Raw genomic sequence first — 17,452 nt, 5'->3', positions numbered from 1 at the left:
GTTGATAGATCTTTTTTTGAGCAGATATCAGCAGGGATGAAAAACGGCGGGCATTCGAAAGAGATGGTTTGAAAACGTCTTTTGATTTAATGGGTTGCCGCAGATAAGGGCCAGAATCCGTGTAGATGACGGAGGCGGTGGAGAAATAAAAACGCCTCCAAAAGGGAGGCGTTTTCAGATCCATCGATCGCGCTTACAGAATAAAGCGGCTCAGATCCTCATCCTCGACAAGCGCACCGAGATGGGCGTTGACGTAGTCGGTGTCGATGACAAAGGTCTCGCCGGACTTCTCGGAGGCGTCGTAGGAGATGTCTTCCATCAGGCGTTCCATCACGGTGTGCAGACGACGGGCACCGATGTTCTCGGTACGCTCGTTGACCTGCCAGGCCGCTTCGGCCAGACGGCGGATGCCATCCTTGGTGAACTCGATGTTGACCCCTTCGGTGGCCATCAGCGCCTTGTACTGATCGGTCAGGGAGGCATTCGGTTCGGTCAGGATGCGCTCGAAGTCATCGGTGGTCAGCGCGGTCAGCTCGACCCGGATCGGCAGACGGCCCTGCAGCTCGGGGATGAGGTCGGACGGCTTGGCGATCTGGAAGGCACCGGAGGCGACAAACAGGATGTGGTCGGTCTTGACCATGCCGTGCTTGGTGTTGACGGTGCAGCCCTCGACCAGCGGCAGCAGGTCGCGCTGAACCCCTTCACGGGAGACATCGGGGCCGGAGCTCTCGCCGCGCTTGCAGATCTTGTCGATCTCGTCGAGGAAGACGATGCCGTTGTTCTCGACAGCGGCGATGGCTTTCTGCTTCAGCTCTTCAGGATTGACCAGACGGGCCGCTTCCTCTTCGATCAGCGCCTTCATGGCCTCTTTGACCTTGATCTTGCGCTTCTTCTTCTGGTTCTGGCCCAGGTTCTGGAACAGCCCCTGCAGCTGGTTGGCCATCTCTTCCATGCCCGGCGGGGTCATGATTTCGACGCCCATCGGGGAGGCGGAGAGCTCCAGCTCGATCTCCTTGTCATCCAGCTGACCTTCCCGCAGTTTCTTGCGGAAGATCTGGCGGGTGTTGGAGTTGTCGGCTTTCTCTTCCTCACCCCAGGTGTTGCGCGGGTTGGGCAGCAGGGCGTCGAGGATGCGCTCTTCGGCGGCTTCTTCGGCGCGGTATTTCATCTTCTCCATCTCGGTTTCGCGCACCAGCTTGATGGCGGCATCGGTCAGATCGCGGATGATGCTGTCCACTTCCTTGCCGACATAGCCCACTTCGGTGAACTTGGTCGCTTCCACCTTGATGAAGGGGGCGTTGGCCAGCTTGGCCAGACGACGGGCGATCTCGGTCTTGCCGACACCGGTCGGGCCGATCATCAGGATGTTTTTCGGGGTCACTTCATGGCGCATCTCTTCGTTGAGCTGCATCCGGCGCCAGCGGTTGCGCAGGGCAACGGCAACGGCGCGCTTGGCATCGGCCTGACCAATGATGTGACGATCCAGCTCGTGGACGATTTCTCTCGGGGTCATCTCGGACATGATGGTGTTCCTGTATCCGGGGCGGGCAGTGCCCACCCCTTGGGAAATTGGGTTTGGCTGGTGGCCTTATTTGGCGGCGTAGTCCAGCACTTCGATGGTGTGGTTGCCGTTGGTGAAGACGCAGATGTCGCCCGCAATCTTGAGGGACTTCTCGACAATGGTCCTGGCATCCAGCTCGGTGTTTTCCAGCAGCGCGATGGCGGCAGACTGGGCGAAGTTGCCGCCGCTGCCGATGGCGATGAGATCGTGCTCCGGCTGCACCACGTCACCGTTGCCGGTGATGATGAAGGATTTGTGTTCGTCGGCCACGGCCAGCAGCGCTTCGAGGCGGCGCAGGGCGCGATCGGTGCGCCAATCTTTGGCCAGCGCCACGGCGGCGCGCTCCAGATTACCCTGATGGGCCTGCAGTTTTGCTTCGAAACGTTCGAGCAGGGTGAAGGCGTCGGCGGTACCGCCAGCGAAACCGGCCAGCACCTTGCCGTTATAGAGACGATGAACCTTGCGGGCGTTGCCCTTCATGACGGTGTTGCCAAGAGAGACTTGGCCATCGCCACCGATGACGACCTGACCGTTGCGGCGAACTGAAACTATGGTAGTCACTTTACTTACCTCGCTTGAGCCGAATGACGGCCTGACTGTGCATGGCAAGAAAGATGGGGATGGCAAACGGGCTTTTCAACCCTGCCTTTGGTCGGGATAAACGGGGTAGTAAAGAGCGTGGGTGCGAGTGACACCAAAAGAACAGGGCCGGGTGTTGCCACCCGGCCCTGCGTCATCGGTAAGCGTATTACCCTTTCTTGGGAATGCAGCCGCTGATGCCGGAGCTCTGCAGCTTGCTGTTGGCCGCGTCGGCGGCCGCCTTGCCGTTGAAGGGGCCCACCATCACCTTGTAGACGGTGCCGTTGGCGCCATTGATCACCTGCAGGCTGGAAGAGAGGCCGGCGGTGAAGGCGATACGCGCCTTGAGCGACTCTGCGGAATCCTGCGAGCGCAGGGCGGCGCACTGCATCATGTAGCGACCGCTGTCGGCGGCTGCGGTCTGGGCTGGCGGAGTGGCCGCTTTGGCCTTGGCCGCTTCGGCGCGCTCCCGTTCCAGCTCGGCGCGGATCTCCCGCTCCATCCGTTCCCGTTCTGCCTTGCGGTCGATCACCTGCTCTTGCGCGCTGGCAACCGGTGCACCTGAGGTGGAAGGGGTGGTCGCCGGATTGGGCTGATAGGGCTTGGGCTGGCCGATGGGCGTTCCCGGTTGGGGAATGTCGGTCGGCACCGGCTGCGGCAGTTTTTCCGGTTGCAGGGTCACGGTATCTGCCGGTGGTGGCGGCAGCACACCCGGCTGGGTCGGCGGCTCTATGATATCGACCTGCTTGTTCTCAAGCCGTTCGATGTAGCTCCACTTCTCCTGAGGCAGCCCGTTATTCTGCGCTTTTGGCTTGTTGGCCTTTACCTGCTCCTCGATGGTGGGGGCGTCGTTGCCCTTGCCATTGATCATGTAAAGGAAGCCACCAAAGCCTGCCAGCAGTGCCACGACCAGCAGCACTGGAATAACAGGAAAGCGGCGAGGGGCCGCTTTCTTGGTATTGCGGCCACCCGCCCGACGTCGCGGGCGGCTGCCGACATAATCCCGGGTTGCCATCTATTACATGCGCTCCAGGGTATGGATGCCCAGTACGCCGAGGCCCAGTTTCAGCACCTTGGCGGTGGCGGCGCACAGCAGCAGACGGCTCTGACGGGTTGCTTCGTCCACGCCATCCTTGTTGATCGGGCAGGCTTCATAGAAGGTCATGAAGTTGCCGGACAACTCGTACAGGTAGGTACAGAGCAGGTGCGGCATGCCTTTGTCGGCCACGCCGTTGACAGCGTCGGAGAACTGGATCAGCTTCTGGGCCAGCACCTCTTCTGCTTCCTCGTTCAGGGTCACATTGCCGGTCAGGGTAGCGGCATCGACGCCAGCCTTGCGGAAGATGGACTGGATACGGGTGTAGGCATACTGCAGGTAAGGGGCGGTGTTGCCTTCAAACGACAGCATCAGATCCCAGTCGAAGATGTAGTCGGTAGTGCGGTTCTTGGAGAGATCCGCATACTTGACCGCGCCCATGGCGATGGCGTTGACCACCTGGGCTTTCTCTTCGGCAGAGAGGTCGCTGTTGCGGCTCTCCAGCAGCGCAGCGGCGCGCTCTTCCGCTTCGTTGAGCAGGTCAACCAGCTTGACGGTACCACCGGAGCGGGTCTTGTAGGGACGACCATCCTTGCCCAGCATCATGCCGAAGGCGTGGTGCTCGAGGGGGACGGATTCCGGCACATAACCCGCCTTGCGGGTGATGGTCCAGGCCTGCATCAGGTGCTGGTGCTGACGGGAGTCGATGAAGTACATGACACGGTCGGCGCCCAGGGTTTCATAACGGTATTTGGCACAGGCGATGTCGGTGGTGGTGTAGAGGAAACCGCCATCGCTCTTCTGGATGATGACGCCCATGGCCTCGCCATCCTTGTTCTTGAACTCGTCCAGGAAGACAACGGTGGCGCCTTCGCTCTCGACCGCCAGCCCCTTGGCTTTCAGGTCGGCAACGATCTCCGGCAGCATGTCGTTGTACATGGACTCGCCCATGATGTCCTTGTTGGTCAGGGAGACATTCAGGCGGTCGTAGTTGATCTGGTTCTGTTCCATGGTCATGTCGACCAGCTTCTTCCACATGGTACGGCAGTACTCGTCGCCACCCTGCAGCTTGACCACGTAGTTACGGGCGCGCTCGGCGAAGGCTTCGTCTTCGTCGTAGCAACGCTTGGCCTGGGTGTAGAAGGCTTCCAGATCCTTGAGCGCCATGTCGCTGGCGTGCTCGTTGGACATCTTTTCCAGATAGGCGATCAGCATGCCGAACTGGGTGCCCCAGTCACCGATGTGGTTGGCGCGGATCACTTTGTGGCCGAGGAATTCCAGTGCGCGAGCGGCCACGTCACCGAGTACGGTGGAGCGGATGTGGTGCACTGCCATCTCTTTGGCTACGTTGGGGGCGGAGTAGTCCACCACCACGGTTTGTGGCGCGGGCAACCGTACATTGGCGTTGGCAGAGGTCACCATGGCCTCGACCTGACCGGCCAGCCAGCGCTGGTCAAAGAAGAAGTTGATGAAGCCGGGACCGGCGATCTCGACCTTGGCGATCAGGTCGGAGGCAGGCAGGTGCTCGATGATGGCAGCCGCCAGCTCACGGGGATTCTTGCGGGCCGGTTTGGCCAGCAGCATGGCCAGGTTGGTAGCCAGGTCGCCGTGAGCTTTTTCCTTGCATCGGTCTACTTGCACGCGGGCTTCCAGGTCCGCCGGCAGGACGCCTGCTGACTTGAGATTGGCTACCGTTTGTTCAAGTAGATGATGAATATGCTCTTTCATAACTGACCACCAAGGTTGCGCGTCGAAAAATGACTGATATATAAGGGCGTGAATTTTACCCGCATCGGCCCGAGAAAACTATAGGGATGACCCGCCGCTCGCTGTCGGGCGGATATTTCACTGCGTTTGGCGCCATATTCCAGAATATTGGGCGGAAATTACGGTGCTTATCCATTTCTACTGCATATCGAAGCGGCTTGTCCAGGCTATTTTCCCCTGATTGTTAAGGGTTTTTCCTTTCCGCTGACGGGAATGATCTCCTCCCTCTGGCCCGGCGTATCAACAGAGGTTCCCAACCGAGGAGTTTGCGATGCGACTGGCGCTGTTTCCCCTATCTGCCCACCTGCTGCCCGGCGGCGTCATGCCGCTGCGGATCTTCGAACCGAGATACCAGCGGATGATTGCCGAGGCGGGGGAGTCCGGCTTTGCCCTCTGCATGGTGGACCCTCGCCAGCCCGACGCCCTGCGCAACATGCTGCCCATCGCCACCCGGGTTACCATCATCGATTTCGACCGGCTGCCGGACGGCATGCTGGGGATCACAGTGCAGGGGATGGAGCGGGTGCAGATAGAGGATCTGTGGCAGGAGCAGGATGGCCTGCGTATCGGCGAGGTGACGCCGATGACGGCCTGGCCGCCCCGCCGGCTCCATCCCGATCAGCAGCCGCTGGTCGAGGCATTGCGGGAGGTGTTTGCCGACTATCCCGACTATGCCGCCCTCTATCCCGCCCCCCGCTGGGACGATGGCAACTGGGTGGCCCAGCGCTGGCTGGAGGTGTTGCCGATCCCCCCTGAACAGAAGCAGTTGTTGCTGGCCGCTGCCGACAATCAGCCCGCCATCGCCCTGCTCAAGGGGGTACTGGTGGCCAGCCACTGATTTTTTCTGACCCGCTGATCCGCCAGCGCCGCAGCGCCGTATCAGTCATTACCACAGCATGTTCGACAGCACACCAAAGGGATGGCGCAATGGCATATACTGGCCAACCACACTCGACCATACGCAGGACCTCGCCCGTGATGGATAACCCGGATGGCGACCTCAAATCTCTGCTGATCAGGGTGGCAGAGCAGGCCGACAAGGCTGCTTTTGCCCGCCTGTTCCAACACTTTGCGCCGCGCATTCGCAGCTATGGGCTGCGTCACCTCGGCAGCGAAGCCAACGCCATGGAGCTGGTGCAGGAGACCATGCTGCTGGTGTGGCAGAAGGCACGCCTCTACCACCCCGAGAAGGGGGCGCCGACCACCTGGATCTACACCGTGATGCGCAACCAGTGCTTCGACATGCTGCGCCGTCGTCGCGCCAGCAAGGAGGATCTCTGTGCCGAGGAGCTGTGGCCGGTGCTGGAGTTTCAGGCCGAAGAGGAGCACCTGAGCGGCGGTGAGGATGCGGTGCTGACCCGTCAGATGGCCCACTATCTGGGCACCCTGCCGGAGCCGCAACAGCAGGTGGTGCGCGGCATCTATCTGCAGGAGTTCTCCCAGCAGGAGCTGGCGGAGCGACTCGGCGTGCCGCTCGGTACCATCAAGTCCCGCCTTAGACTGGCGTTACAGAAATTGAAAGAGCAAGTGGAGCAAGGCCATGATTAAAGCCCATCCGACCGACCTTATGCTGCGTGCCTTCGCCGCCGACGAGCTCCCTCTGCCGCTGGCGGTGGGGCTCTCCGCCCACTGTGAACTCTGCCCCGATTGTGCTGCCCGACTGAAGACATTCGAAGAGGAGTTGGCGCAGCAATATCTTGCCTCGCCAGCAGAGCCCGAGGCGGACTCCCGGGATGAAGTGGGACTGGACGCCGGATTCGACGCCATGCTGGCGGATATTCTGGCCCAGCCGCTGGCAGAGCCCCTCTCCGAGCCAACATATGACCAGCCCCGAACGCAGCACGGCGAGCTGGAGGTGGCCGGTCAGGCCTACCGTTTGCCACGGGTGCTGGCCCGCTACCGCTCGCCCAAGTGGCGCCATATCGGGGTCATTCGTCAGCAGAGTCTGCCGCTGGACGAGATGGGCGCGCGCGCCAGCCTGCTCCATATCGAAGCGGGCGGCCGCATCCCCGAGCACACCCATCAGGGTTATGAGCTGACCCTGCTGCTGGCGGGCAATATTCAGGATGGCGATACCCTTTACAAGGCGGGGGATTTCATCTGGCGTGATGCCAGCCACTCACACAGTCCGCATACGCCCGATGGCTGCCTCTGCTACACGGTGCAGAATGCGCCGGTGCAGTTCACCAAAGGGCTGTCGCGGCTGCTGAACGGCATCAGCCAGCACCTCTATTGAGCACCATGACGCCATAGAAAAAGGGACCAAGTTGGTCCCTTTTTTCATTTGATTGCTGGTTGCCGGTCAGGCGACAAACACCAGATAGACGGCGAATGCCACGATAAAGCGGTAGATAGCGAACGGGATAAAGTCGATGCGGCGGATCAATGTCAGGAAGGTCTTGATCGCAAACATCGCTACCACGAAAGCGGTGATAAAGCCCACGGCAAACATCGGGAAGTCGGCCATCGAGAGAAAATCGCGGCTCTTGTAGAGATCAAGCCCGCTGGCCGCCACCATCATGGGCACCGCCATGATGAAGGAGAACTCGGCGGCGGCGTGACGGCTGATCCCCATCAGCATGCCACCACTGATGGTGGCGCCGGAGCGTGAGAAGCCTGGCCACAGCGCCAGACACTGGAACAGACCGATGCCGAACGCCTGTTTGTAGCTGATGTCATCCAGAGTTTCAGCTGTGACGGCCGGGCGGAACTTCTCGGCGATGATGAGCAGGATGCCCCCCGCGACCAGCGCGTACATTACGGTCTGTGGACCAAACAGGTTGGCCTTGATCCAGCTGTGGATGGCCAGACCGACCACGATGGCGGGCAGCATGCCGAGGATGACGTGGATCAGCGACAGGGTGGCATGATCCCGGGACGGCTTCTGGCCAAAGTGGATGCCAATCAGGCCAAACAGGCGGCGCCAGAAGACGGCGACTACGGCGAGTATGGAGCCAAGCTGGATCACCACTTCGAAAGTGGCAGCCTTGGGCCCTTCAAAGCCCAGCAGATGGCCGACGATAATCATGTGGCCGGTGGAGGAGACGGGGAGGAACTCGGTCAGCCCCTCGACGACGCCCAGAATAAAGGCGACCAGCAGGCTATAGGTGTCAGTCATCGAACAGAATCCTTGCTACGTTGATGCAAAAACGCCCCGGAAGGAGCTCGGGGCGGCTTATCTTGCTCGATAGTGACTGCTGAGGCTATGTAAAAATCATGAAACCTTTAAGTCAGTCGCGGATAAAACGGTAGCGGGTCTGGTGGTGATAACGCCCGCCCGGCAGCAGCCAGGGGTTGCCCAGCTCGGGCCGATTGGGGCTGTCCGGCAGCTGTTGCGTCTCAAGACAGAAGCCGTCGTGATCCCCGAGTGCCAGCCCCAGGTTGTATGAATGCTCATCAGTTCCTTTCGTTACGCAGCTTGAGCATCAGGACGGCGCAGGCCAGAGCGAGAGTGATGCTGTTTGCTATGGTGATGGGCATGTCGTTAGTGCGCAGGCCGTAGATCAACCATAGAAGTACGCCACAGCTGAAGACCAGATACATATTGGTTGAGATGGCCCTGGTTTCTTGGGTCTTTATTATGTGTATAACTTGCAAGGCAAAAGATCCTGTGGTCAGAAAGGCTGCACAGAGACCGAGGTTGGCGGTGTCGAGCCAGAAAACCAGAACGCAGAGAGCGATTGGCACAATAACGATATTGTGCCAGAAATAAACCGACAAATTTGAACTCCTCAAAGACCAATGGAGGCAATGGATATTTATTATCGTGTAATATACTTCAGCAAAAGTTTACCCAGTGGCTTTCGATGATTCATGTAACTTATGTTGATTGCTTTTCCTATGCGCAATGCAACGAAAAAATAATTTATCAATCATTGTAGTTTTCATGTTCTTGAATGGAATTTGCCAGTCAAGTTGAATGGATAGAGGCGCTCAATTCGACTGGCGTATATTTTATGGTAAAGCATTCATTGTTTTTATGTTAAAGAGACGAAATGGAACGCCATTTATTTAGAGCATGACGTACTTTGGCGTGCTTATCTTCGGTGAAATTGTAGCGGGTCATGATCATCACCCGTAATATGCTACCCAATATCGGCACAAGTGATATACAGATAAATAGTCCGTCCATCGTAGCCTGAGTCTGTGCCGCATTCGGTTGATAGCCAAGCCAGATCAGCAGGGTACCGGAAATACCACCTGCGATGGCCCAAGCCAGTTTGCCGGTAAAGGTCTGCCCCGAGAATGCGATGGCAGCGCAACGGCGGCCAGACTTTAGTTCTGCATATTCGATGGTCTCACTCAACATGGCGGAGATAAGCGGATTGGTGATGACGTTGGCCGCATGGATCAAGGCGAGGAAGCCGAACACCATTATCAGATTGTCGTAGCCTGTCGTATAGAAACCGATGCGTAATGCAATCTCCAGCAGAGTGAGTAGCAGGAAGAGATCACGTTTCCTGAGCTTGCTGGTCAATATCGGCATCAGCATACAGGCCATAGAGGTTGCCACACCGATAGAGCCCATCACCGAGAGCAGCCCGACATCACCCATGTTGTAGGTGAAGAAGAAAATGTAGAGCCCGGTGGCCAGATTAAAGAACACGTTACAGAAGAAGGCGCCAAGTACATACGCCAACGGTTTGTTGGAACGCAGGACGCGGAAAGAGTCCCTAATGGTGATCTTGTCATTCGGATTGGGCTTGATGCGCTCTTTCATCTGGCTTGCTCCGAGCACCATCAGCGGCAGGGCGATCAGCATCAGGCAGATGGCACCTTCCATGTAGCCCTTGGTGCTGCTGGTTGCAGCAAACAGTTCGGTGAGCTTCGGGAATATGATGGAAGCACTGCCAATGCCGATATTGACGCCCAACATGGCGACGGTTACGGCCTTGGCTCGCTCCTGTGGCTCTTGGCTCATGACCGATGACATGGTCCAGAAAGGTACATCAGACAAGGTGTATATCATCCCCCACGCGATATAGGTGACTGCTGCATAAGCTACCTTGGTGGTCATGGGTAAATCCATGCCAATGAAGCTGAGAGAGGTGATCCCGGCAATCAAGAAGGGAACGAAAAGCATATATGGCGTGAATTTGCCACGTTTGAAATTAAGAGTGTCCATATAACCAGCGATAATAGGATCGTTGATGGCATCCCATACTCTGGCAATGAGGAAAATAGCCCCAGCTGCAGCGGGCGATATTCCAAGGATATCGGTGTAAAAATAGAGGATAAATGATCCCACCAGGCCGAAACTGAGGCATTGCCCGACGGCATAGCTGAAATATCCCACCAGCTCTCTATTGTGTATCTTTTGATCTGTCATCTGCCAACCTTTCCCAACATGAATGTGTTGTGAGGGGCGCCACTAGGGTGGCGTCCTCTTTTGCGTTATGAACGGGTCAATGTGCGGAGCAGTTCTATTTCACTGGCAGAGTAGGGGGTACCATCCTCCTCCAGCAGGTCGTGAAACCAGACCCTGCGGAAATCGGGGTCGATATTGCGAACGAAAGGCCATGGCAGGTGAGTTTGCGTCTTCCCTTTTACCAGACCCCATTGATAGGCACCTATTTTTAACTCTTTGAAGAGTGGCAGTTGTTGTTCCATCACGCTGCCGACATGCCTGGCCAGCCACTCTGTGCAGAGGAGCGGACGGCGATATTTGCTGACCACATCCAGAGAGATTTTCAGCCCCTCCATACGCTGATAGGAGTGGAAAGTGATGACATCCGATAGCTCCATAGCGCGCAGGTCGGTCGGATGAGTAAAGGTGTTTTCCGGAGTAAATTCCGAATCCCCCTGACCGATGCTGTAGGGTGCATGCCACGCGCCGACGGTGAGTGGCTGGGAGGGGTTCTCTTCTCGGGCCCAGACAAAAGCCAACTCCATCAGATAGTGGGCATATGTCTCCAGCGACTCATCGAAACGCACCTCGACATCGCCTTCCGAAAAGATGCCCCTGTTGGTCGGCTCATTGTACAGATCCCAGATAAAGATCCGCTCATCCTGTGCAAATGTACGTATCAGGTCGCGAATATAGTGTTCCACTTCGCGCCATTGGGTCGGGTCAATGACGACATTCCGACCGGGACTGGCCGCCGCCTGGCTATTGTGTACATCTTCCCGAGGTGGTTGCTGGCGGCCCAGATAGGGGTGATCGCCGGAGAAGCCACAGTCATCCATCAAGGTCATCATCACGCGGATATTGTGCTTGCTACACAGGCCAAGGAACTGCTCAATGCGCGCGAGCAGGCCATCCCGATCATGCTGCCAGACGATAAAGGGCAGATTGGTTCGCAGGGTGTTGTAGCCCAGTTTGTTGGCCCAACCCAGTTCCTGGTCAATGATGACTGGGTCGAAGGTTTCTCCCTGCCACATTTCGGTCCAGTTGACCGCTGTGCGGGGGAGATAGTTGAAGCCCAATAGCCAAGGTTGTTTGTTCCACCATTGCCAAGCTCGTTCTGTTGACCACTGTTGTATCGCCATCGGATATCCTTGCAACTAATTATTTAAACCTACAGCAATTAATATTAGCTAATATCTTTAGTTGCAAATCATGAAGGATAGAATTCAGGTATTAGTCACAAAATGAACAAATTTAGGGGGTTAACAGGCATGGCTGGCGAGCCATCTGTACTCGGGACGATAACCGAAAACCCTCTATCGTCCTTGTGGGCTGTTGTGCTGCTTGCTCATGTCCGTAATCATGAGTCATGATAAAAGATAAATAATTAATATTATTATCTGGGCGGTACTGCTCAAACTATGGCCATATCAATGAATAGTAAACGCATCACCATGAGCGCCATCGCTGCAGCTGCAGGTGTTTCCCAATCAACGGTTTCACTGGTGCTCAATGGTTCAACCACCATCAAACTGGCGGAGGAAACGCGGCGTAGAGTGCTTGAAAAAGCGGCCGAACTGGGTTACCAGCATAAGCGAGCTGAATATCTATCCAAGGGACCATCTGCTAGAAAAATAGCTTTTGTTTTCAATGGCCTGACTCCATATGACCCTTTTCTAGATGCGATCAATGCCTGCAATGAACGCGCTTGGGAGGCAGATCGCATGCTGGTTACATTCGATTATCGCAACAGCGCGGAGCTCACCAAGTTGATCGAGCAGGAGATCAATCAGGGGGATTATCTGGGGATGATTTTTGCCTCTTCCATGACACGACAACTTGCCGAGATGGAGCTCTCCCCACAGGTGCCTACCGTTTTGCTCAACTGCTACCTGGAGGGCAGTGGCTCGTCCGAAAGTTATTCCATCCTGCCTGCCGATAAGCTGGCGGGTTACAAGGTGACGGCGCACCTGTTGGAGCAAGGCTGCAAACGAGTGGCTCTTATTCAGGGGGAGCCATGGATGGAGGCAAATAGTCTGCGGCTGGAGGGGTATCGTCAGGCGTTGATCAACCACGATTTGATACCGGATCCACAATGGGTGCGCGTGGGCAACTGGTCGCTACATGAGGCTTATGAACAGACTCGGCAACTGCTGGCGCTGCCTCAGCCGCCTGATGGTATCTTCTGTTGCAGTGATTACATGGCTCAGGGTTGTTACCAGGCGATAGCCGAGGCGGGATTGCGCATCCCGGAAGACATTCTGGTGGCGGGCCATGATAACCAGATGCTGGCCTGCGAAATGGAGCCCCCTTTGAGTTCTATCGAACTACCTTACGACGAGATGGGTAAACTGGCGGTGGACACCTTGTTGCAACTGGCCCAAGGAGAGAAGCCCATCGCTTTACTGATGAAGCTGGAAGGGGAGTTGCTGATCCGTGCCTCGACCAAGGGTCAGCCAGTTAACAAAATTTGATCCTCTCTCGAAAACCTGTTGCGTAGTGGTTCCTTATGCCACAGGGCGTGCCGATATGTTCCCGTCATGCCTGCCAAGTTGTGTGGTTGGCGGTAAGAATGTAAAGCACATAATGGGTACTCAATGACTTTACCCGACACGAGCAGGTTAACGTCACTCTGAAAGCCATACACCCATCAGCACTGCACGCGGTGGCTGATATCGTAATGATGCCAAGCCGTAGCATGCTTCTTTCTTGGTTGTGTTGAATAAGCCGGGCGGGAGAGATGCGACAAAGGGGCGCCTTGACGCGCCCCTTCAGTGGGTCAAGCCATAACCGGAATAAGCCGATAACGGGTTATGTGCTGATAGCGTTCTCCTGGCTCCAACCATGGGTTACCTAATTCTGGACGGTTCGGACTATCTGGCACTTGCTGTGCTTCCAGGCAGAGCCCCTGATAGTTGCCCCAATGTCCCCCCCCGCGTTTTGGGGTGCCAGCCAACCAGTTGCCGGTGTAGAGCTGGACGCCTGGCTGATTGGTGTACATCTCCATACACAGGCTGCCATCCCCTGCCATCAGGGTGGCTTGTGGTGAGGGCGAGGCATCAACAAACAAGAAACAGTGGTCGAATCCCAGACATTTTTTTTGCTGCGCATGGGCCATCCACTGTTCTCCGACCCGCTTGCCATGGCGTAGATCGAATACTCCTTCGACCGGCGCAATACCAAGCGGCAACGAGTGTTCATCGGTTGGCAGATAGCGGTCTGCATTAATGATGATGTGGTGATCACGCACATCACCACCATCCAGGTTGAAATAGGCATGGCTGGTGAGATTGACCGGGGTCGGAGCATCTGTGGTGGCGCTCAGCTCGATCACCAGATCGGTCTGCTCCAGCCGGTATTCTACGGTGACGTCCAGATTACCAGGGAAACCCTGTTCGCCATCGGCCAGCCGAGTTTGCAGACGGATGCGATCTTCCGCCAGCCCGTCCAGTTGCCACTCCCGGTTGTGCAGAGAGTCACTGCCCCCGTGCAGGCAGGTGGTGCCCTCGTTGGCGTCTAGTTGCCACTCTTGCCCTGCTCGCTCTAGGCGGGCGCTGCCGATACGATTGGCAAAACGTCCTACTATCGCCCCCAAATAAGAGCGTTGATTGGGGTAATCCAGCGGATCACAAGCCAGCAGCACATTGCGATAGATGCCATTGACCGGGATCTCGAGGGCGGTGAGCGTAGCCCCGAAATCGAGTACGCTCAACCGCAGGCCGGCTGCATTCTGCAGATGGAACTCTTTCATGTGATGCCCCCTGCCCCCGCACTGGCGCGGCAGACGTAGCAGTCGGCCTTGAGGCCCGAGAGGGCCGGATACTCCGCCTCGACCGCGGCGATCACCTCGGCCACTTTCTCCGGGCGCAGCAGGGCGACCACGCAGCCGCCGAAGCCGCCGCCGGTCATCCGCACGCCTCCATTTGTGCCGATCCTGGCCTTGATGATCTCCACCAGACCGTCGATGGCGGGCACTGTGATCTCGAAGTCATCGCGCATGGCGGCGTGCGACTGGGCCATCAGCTCGCCGAGGCGGGTCAGATCGTGGCTCGCCAGTGCATCGGCGGCCGCCAGGGTGCGGGCATTTTCACCGACGATATGGCGGGCACGGCGATAGCAAGCATCATCCAGCCCGGCCTTGCCCGCTTCCAGTCCGGCCAGATCGAGGTCGCGCAGCGCCTTGACCCCGTAGTGACGGGCGGCGGCCTCGCACTGCTGGCGACGGGTGTTGTATTCGCTGTCTACCAGACCGCGGCGCACGTTGGAGTTGACGATCAGCACCGCCAGATCGCTGGGCATTGGGATGAGACGGGTCTCCAGCGAGCGGCAGTCGAGCAGCAGGGCGTGGTCAGTTTTGCCGCTGGCGGAGATCATCTGATCCATGATGCCGCAGTTGCAGCCGACGAACTTGTTCTCCGCCTGCTGGCCGTTGAGGGCGATCTCGGCCTGAGTGATGGCGAGCCCCAGTGCCTCCTTGAAGGCCTGACCGATGGCCACTTCCAGTGAGGCGGAGGAGGAGAGCCCCGCCCCCTGCGGCACGTTGCCGGAGACCACCAGATCGAGGCCGCGCAGGGCATAGCCGCGCTCCTGCAGATATTTCACCACGCCGCGGATGTAGTCGCTCCAGCGCTGGCTGGGGTGGTGCTCGATGGGCTGGTCGAGGTCGAACTGGTCGCGCTGGTTGTCGTAGTCGGCGGCGATCACCTGTACTTGCCGGTCATCGCGCAGGCCGATGGCGACGCATGTCTCGTAGTCGATGGCGCAGGGCAGCACGAAGCCGTCGTTGTAGTCGGTATGTTCACCGATGAGGTTGACGCGGCCGGGGGCGCGCACCAGCAGATCGGGCGCTTTGGCAAATTGCTCGGCAAAAACGGTGCTGACGCGTTGGCTCGGGGTCATAGGGCCTCCTCATTGGTTTGATTGGTCTGGTTGTAGTGAATGGGGCTCAGCGCGCGCAGCCGCTCGGCGGCCTGCTCCGGAGTCAGGTCGCGCTGGGTTTCGGCCAGCATCTCGAAGCCCACCATGAATTTGCGTACGGTGGCGGAGCGCAGCAGGGGCGGATAGAAGTGGGCATGCAGCTGCCACGCCTCGGGGCAATCCGATTTGGGCGGCGCAAAGTGCCAGCCCATGGAGTAGGGGAAGCTGCACTCGAACAGGTTGTCGTAGCGGCTGGTGAGCTCCTTGAGCGCCACCGCCAGATCCTGTTGCTGGGCCTTGGTCAGGTTGAGCATGGAGGGGACGTGCGCCTTGGGCAGCAGCAGGGTTTCGAACGGCCAGGCGGCCCAGAAGGGAACTACGGCGAGCCAGTGCTCGGTCTCCACCACGATGCGCGAGCGATCCGCCAGCTCCCGCTCCACATACTCCAGCAGCATGGGACGGCCATGCTCGGCCAGCCAGTGACGCTGGTGCTGCTCTTCGCGGGCGATCTCGTTGGGCAGGAAGTCGCTGCCCCAGATCTGGCCGTGGGGGTGTGGGTTGGAGCAGCCCATGACGGCGCCTTTGTTTTCAAATACCTGCACCCACTCCCACTGGGCCGACAACTCGGCGACCTGATCCATCCAGGTGGTGATCACCCCCTCGATGGCGGGCAGCGGCAGCTCGGGCAGGGTCTTGCCGTGATCTGGCGAGAAGCAGATGACCCGGCTGGTGCCACGGGCAGCTTCCAGCTTCAGCAGGGGATCGCTGGCGCTATCGGCGGCCGGGGTATCCTGCATCAGAGCAGCGAAGTCGTTGGTAAAGACGAAGGTGCCCTGATAGTCGGGGTTGATGTCGCCGGTGACCCGGGTGTTACCGGCGCAGAGGAAGCAGTCGGGATCGTGGGCCTGTTTGGGGGCCTGGCTTACCTTCTCCACTTGCCCCTGCCAGGGGCGCTTGGCCCGGTGGGGGGAGACCAGCACATACTGGCCGGTCAGCGGGTTGAAGCGGCGATGGGGATGATCGACGGGGTTGAACATCATCTCTCCTGAATAAGGTATTGAAAAATAAGGTTGTCTATTAACAGGGAGCAGGCAGGCCTACTCCTCGTAACCGTTCGGGTTGGCGGATTGCCAGCGCCAGCTGTCGGCGCACATGGCGTCTATGTCCCGGGTTGCCTGCCAGCCCAGCTCGCGCTCGGCCTTGGCCGGATCGGCCCAGCAGGCGGCGATGTCGCCCGGGCGGCGCGGTTCGATGCGAAACGGCAGCGGCTTGCCGCAGGCATTGGAGAAGGCGGCGACCAGCTGCAATACGCTCTGGCCCTGGCCTGTGCCCAGGTTGTAGCTGTGCACGCCACCCTTGCCGGCGCAGTGTTGCAGTGCCTTGACGTGCCCCTCGGCGAGATCCATCACGTGGATGTAGTCGCGCACGCCGGTGCCATCAACAGTTGGGTAATCGTTTCCAAAGACCGACAGGCAGTCGCGACGGCCGATGGCGACCTGAGTGATATAGGGCATCAGATTGTTGGGAATGCCTTGTGGATCTTCCCCCATAGTGCCCGACTCGTGGGCGCCGACCGGGTTGAAGTAGCGCAGCAGGATCATGCTCCAGTGCGGCTCGGCCAGCTGCAGATCCTCGAGGATCTCCTCGATGATCAGCTTGGAGCGACCGTAGGGGTTGGTAGCGCTGCGGGGGAAATCCTCACGGATCGGCAGAGTGGCGGGATCGCCGTAGACGGTCGCCGAGGAGCTGAACACCAGATTGTGCACCCCGGCCCGTTTCATCGCCTGCAGCAGGGTGAGGGTGCCGCCGAGGTTGTTCTCGTAGTAATCCAGTGGAATGCGGGTCGACTCGCCGACCGCCTTGAGGGCGGCAAAGTGGATTACTGCGTCGATCTGCTGCTCGGCGAAGATCCGGTCCAGCAGGGTGGCATCGCGAATATCCCCTTGATAGAACACGGGTTGCTGGCCGCTGATAGCGGCGACTCGAGTCAACACGCTGCGCTTGCTGTTGCAGAGGTTGTCCACCACGACCGGGGTCATGCCTGCGGCTTGCAGGGCCAGAGAGGTGTGGCTGCCGATATATCCGCAGCCGCCGGTGACCAGAACGTTCATCTTGCTCTCCACTGAAAAAGTGTCTGGAAGGAGTCTAGCCGAGGGTGTGGCGACCAAACTGTGAGCTTGCTTGCAAAACATTGTAAACGATTACACTGTTTTGTGATTATCCTGACGGCAGATATTTATTTCAC

At 58.3% G+C, this 17,452-nt stretch carries 16 protein-coding genes and 1 pseudogene; 4 read left to right on the top strand and 13 right to left on the bottom strand.

Annotation, left to right across the window (positions count from 1 at the left end; genetic code table 11):
• Positions 1–193: 193 nt before the first annotated feature.
• The 4 genes from hslU to argS all read right to left on the bottom strand — a co-directional run bounded on the left by hslU (position 194) and on the right by argS (position 4,904).
• A complete protein-coding gene (hslU, locus tag G5193_RS14985) occupies positions 194–1,522 on the bottom strand; it encodes an HslU--HslV peptidase ATPase subunit (protein ID WP_005340773.1) in 1,329 nt (442 codons plus the stop codon).
• 66 nt (positions 1,523–1,588) lie between these two features.
• Positions 1,589–2,122 (bottom strand): ATP-dependent protease subunit HslV, encoded by a 534-nt coding sequence (gene hslV / locus G5193_RS14980; protein WP_005342555.1) that lies wholly within the window; start codon positions 2,120–2,122, stop codon positions 1,589–1,591.
• 187 nt (positions 2,123–2,309) lie between these two features.
• Positions 2,310–3,155, bottom strand: coding sequence for an SPOR domain-containing protein (locus G5193_RS14975; RefSeq protein WP_322862996.1), 846 nt, complete (start codon positions 3,153–3,155; stop codon positions 2,310–2,312).
• A 3-nt stretch (positions 3,156–3,158) separates the two neighbouring features.
• Positions 3,159–4,904 carry an arginine--tRNA ligase gene (argS, locus tag G5193_RS14970; RefSeq protein ID WP_005342559.1) on the bottom strand — a complete coding sequence of 582 codons (1,746 nt, stop codon included), beginning with the start codon at positions 4,902–4,904 and terminating at the stop codon, positions 3,159–3,161.
• Between the two features lie 310 nt (positions 4,905–5,214).
• On the opposite strand from argS, the gene G5193_RS14965 reads away from it, so the two are divergent.
• The 3 genes from G5193_RS14965 (at position 5,215) to G5193_RS14955 (ending at position 7,179) form a co-directional block, all read left to right on the top strand.
• Entirely contained in the window at positions 5,215–5,781 is a 567-nt protein-coding gene (locus G5193_RS14965) for an LON peptidase substrate-binding domain-containing protein (RefSeq protein WP_236281221.1), read from the top strand.
• Positions 5,782–5,921: 140 nt separating this feature from the next.
• Positions 5,922–6,491 carry a sigma-70 family RNA polymerase sigma factor gene (locus tag G5193_RS14960; protein ID WP_005355542.1) on the top strand — a complete coding sequence of 190 codons (570 nt, stop codon included), beginning with the start codon at positions 5,922–5,924 and terminating at the stop codon, positions 6,489–6,491.
• Positions 6,484–7,179 (top strand): ChrR family anti-sigma-E factor, encoded by a 696-nt coding sequence (locus tag G5193_RS14955; protein ID WP_421206267.1) that lies wholly within the window; start codon positions 6,484–6,486, stop codon positions 7,177–7,179. Before G5193_RS14960 ends, G5193_RS14955 begins: the two co-directional genes overlap by 8 nt.
• A 66-nt stretch (positions 7,180–7,245) precedes the next feature.
• Here the strand turns inward: G5193_RS14955 and bacA are convergent, their stop codons facing one another.
• The 5 genes and pseudogenes from bacA to G5193_RS14930 all read right to left on the bottom strand — a co-directional run bounded on the left by bacA (position 7,246) and on the right by G5193_RS14930 (position 11,432).
• Positions 7,246–8,061, bottom strand: coding sequence for an undecaprenyl-diphosphate phosphatase (gene bacA / locus G5193_RS14950; protein WP_069527669.1), 816 nt, complete (start codon positions 8,059–8,061; stop codon positions 7,246–7,248).
• 112 nt (positions 8,062–8,173) lie between these two features.
• Positions 8,174–8,305: pseudogene (locus G5193_RS14945) on the bottom strand (galactose-1-epimerase); the annotation flags it as partial.
• A gap of 34 nt (positions 8,306–8,339) precedes the next feature.
• Positions 8,340–8,663: a SemiSWEET transporter gene (locus G5193_RS14940; RefSeq protein ID WP_421172454.1), complete on the bottom strand. Its 324-nt coding sequence runs from the start codon at positions 8,661–8,663 to the stop codon at positions 8,340–8,342.
• Between the two features lie 262 nt (positions 8,664–8,925).
• Complete coding sequence (locus G5193_RS14935) at positions 8,926–10,272, bottom strand: MFS transporter (protein ID WP_421206266.1); 1,347 nt, start codon at positions 10,270–10,272, stop codon at positions 8,926–8,928.
• A gap of 65 nt (positions 10,273–10,337) precedes the next feature.
• On the bottom strand, positions 10,338–11,432 hold the full coding sequence (locus tag G5193_RS14930; protein WP_421206265.1) for a 1,4-beta-xylanase: 1,095 nt from the start codon (positions 11,430–11,432) through the stop codon (positions 10,338–10,340).
• Positions 11,433–11,723: 291 nt separating this feature from the next.
• On the opposite strand from G5193_RS14930, the gene G5193_RS14925 reads away from it, so the two are divergent.
• A complete protein-coding gene (locus G5193_RS14925; protein WP_421206264.1) occupies positions 11,724–12,764 on the top strand; it encodes a LacI family DNA-binding transcriptional regulator in 1,041 nt (346 codons plus the stop codon).
• Positions 12,765–13,069: 305 nt separating this feature from the next.
• On the opposite strand, the gene G5193_RS14920 is transcribed toward G5193_RS14925, so the two are convergent.
• From G5193_RS14920 to galE, 4 genes are read right to left on the bottom strand one after another with little or no spacing between them, the layout of a single operon-like run.
• Positions 13,070–14,041 carry a galactose-1-epimerase gene (locus tag G5193_RS14920; RefSeq protein ID WP_421206263.1) on the bottom strand — a complete coding sequence of 324 codons (972 nt, stop codon included), beginning with the start codon at positions 14,039–14,041 and terminating at the stop codon, positions 13,070–13,072.
• Positions 14,038–15,189, bottom strand: a complete 1,152-nt coding sequence (gene galK / locus G5193_RS14915) for a galactokinase (protein WP_421206262.1) — start codon at positions 15,187–15,189, stop codon at positions 14,038–14,040. Before galK ends, G5193_RS14920 begins: the two co-directional genes overlap by 4 nt.
• On the bottom strand, positions 15,186–16,244 hold the full coding sequence (locus G5193_RS14910) for a UDP-glucose--hexose-1-phosphate uridylyltransferase (protein ID WP_421206261.1): 1,059 nt from the start codon (positions 16,242–16,244) through the stop codon (positions 15,186–15,188). Before G5193_RS14910 ends, galK begins: the two co-directional genes overlap by 4 nt.
• Positions 16,245–16,304: 60 nt before the next feature.
• Positions 16,305–17,318, bottom strand: coding sequence for a UDP-glucose 4-epimerase GalE (gene galE / locus G5193_RS14905; protein WP_421206260.1), 1,014 nt, complete (start codon positions 17,316–17,318; stop codon positions 16,305–16,307).
• Positions 17,319–17,452 lie beyond the last annotated feature (134 nt).

Source organism: Aeromonas sp. 601027 (assembly GCF_049174455.1).
Lineage (GTDB): Bacteria > Pseudomonadota > Gammaproteobacteria > Enterobacterales > Aeromonadaceae > Aeromonas > Aeromonas veronii_A.
Note: the sequence above shows the minus strand (reverse complement) of the source record. Positions and strands in the feature narration are given on the sequence as shown.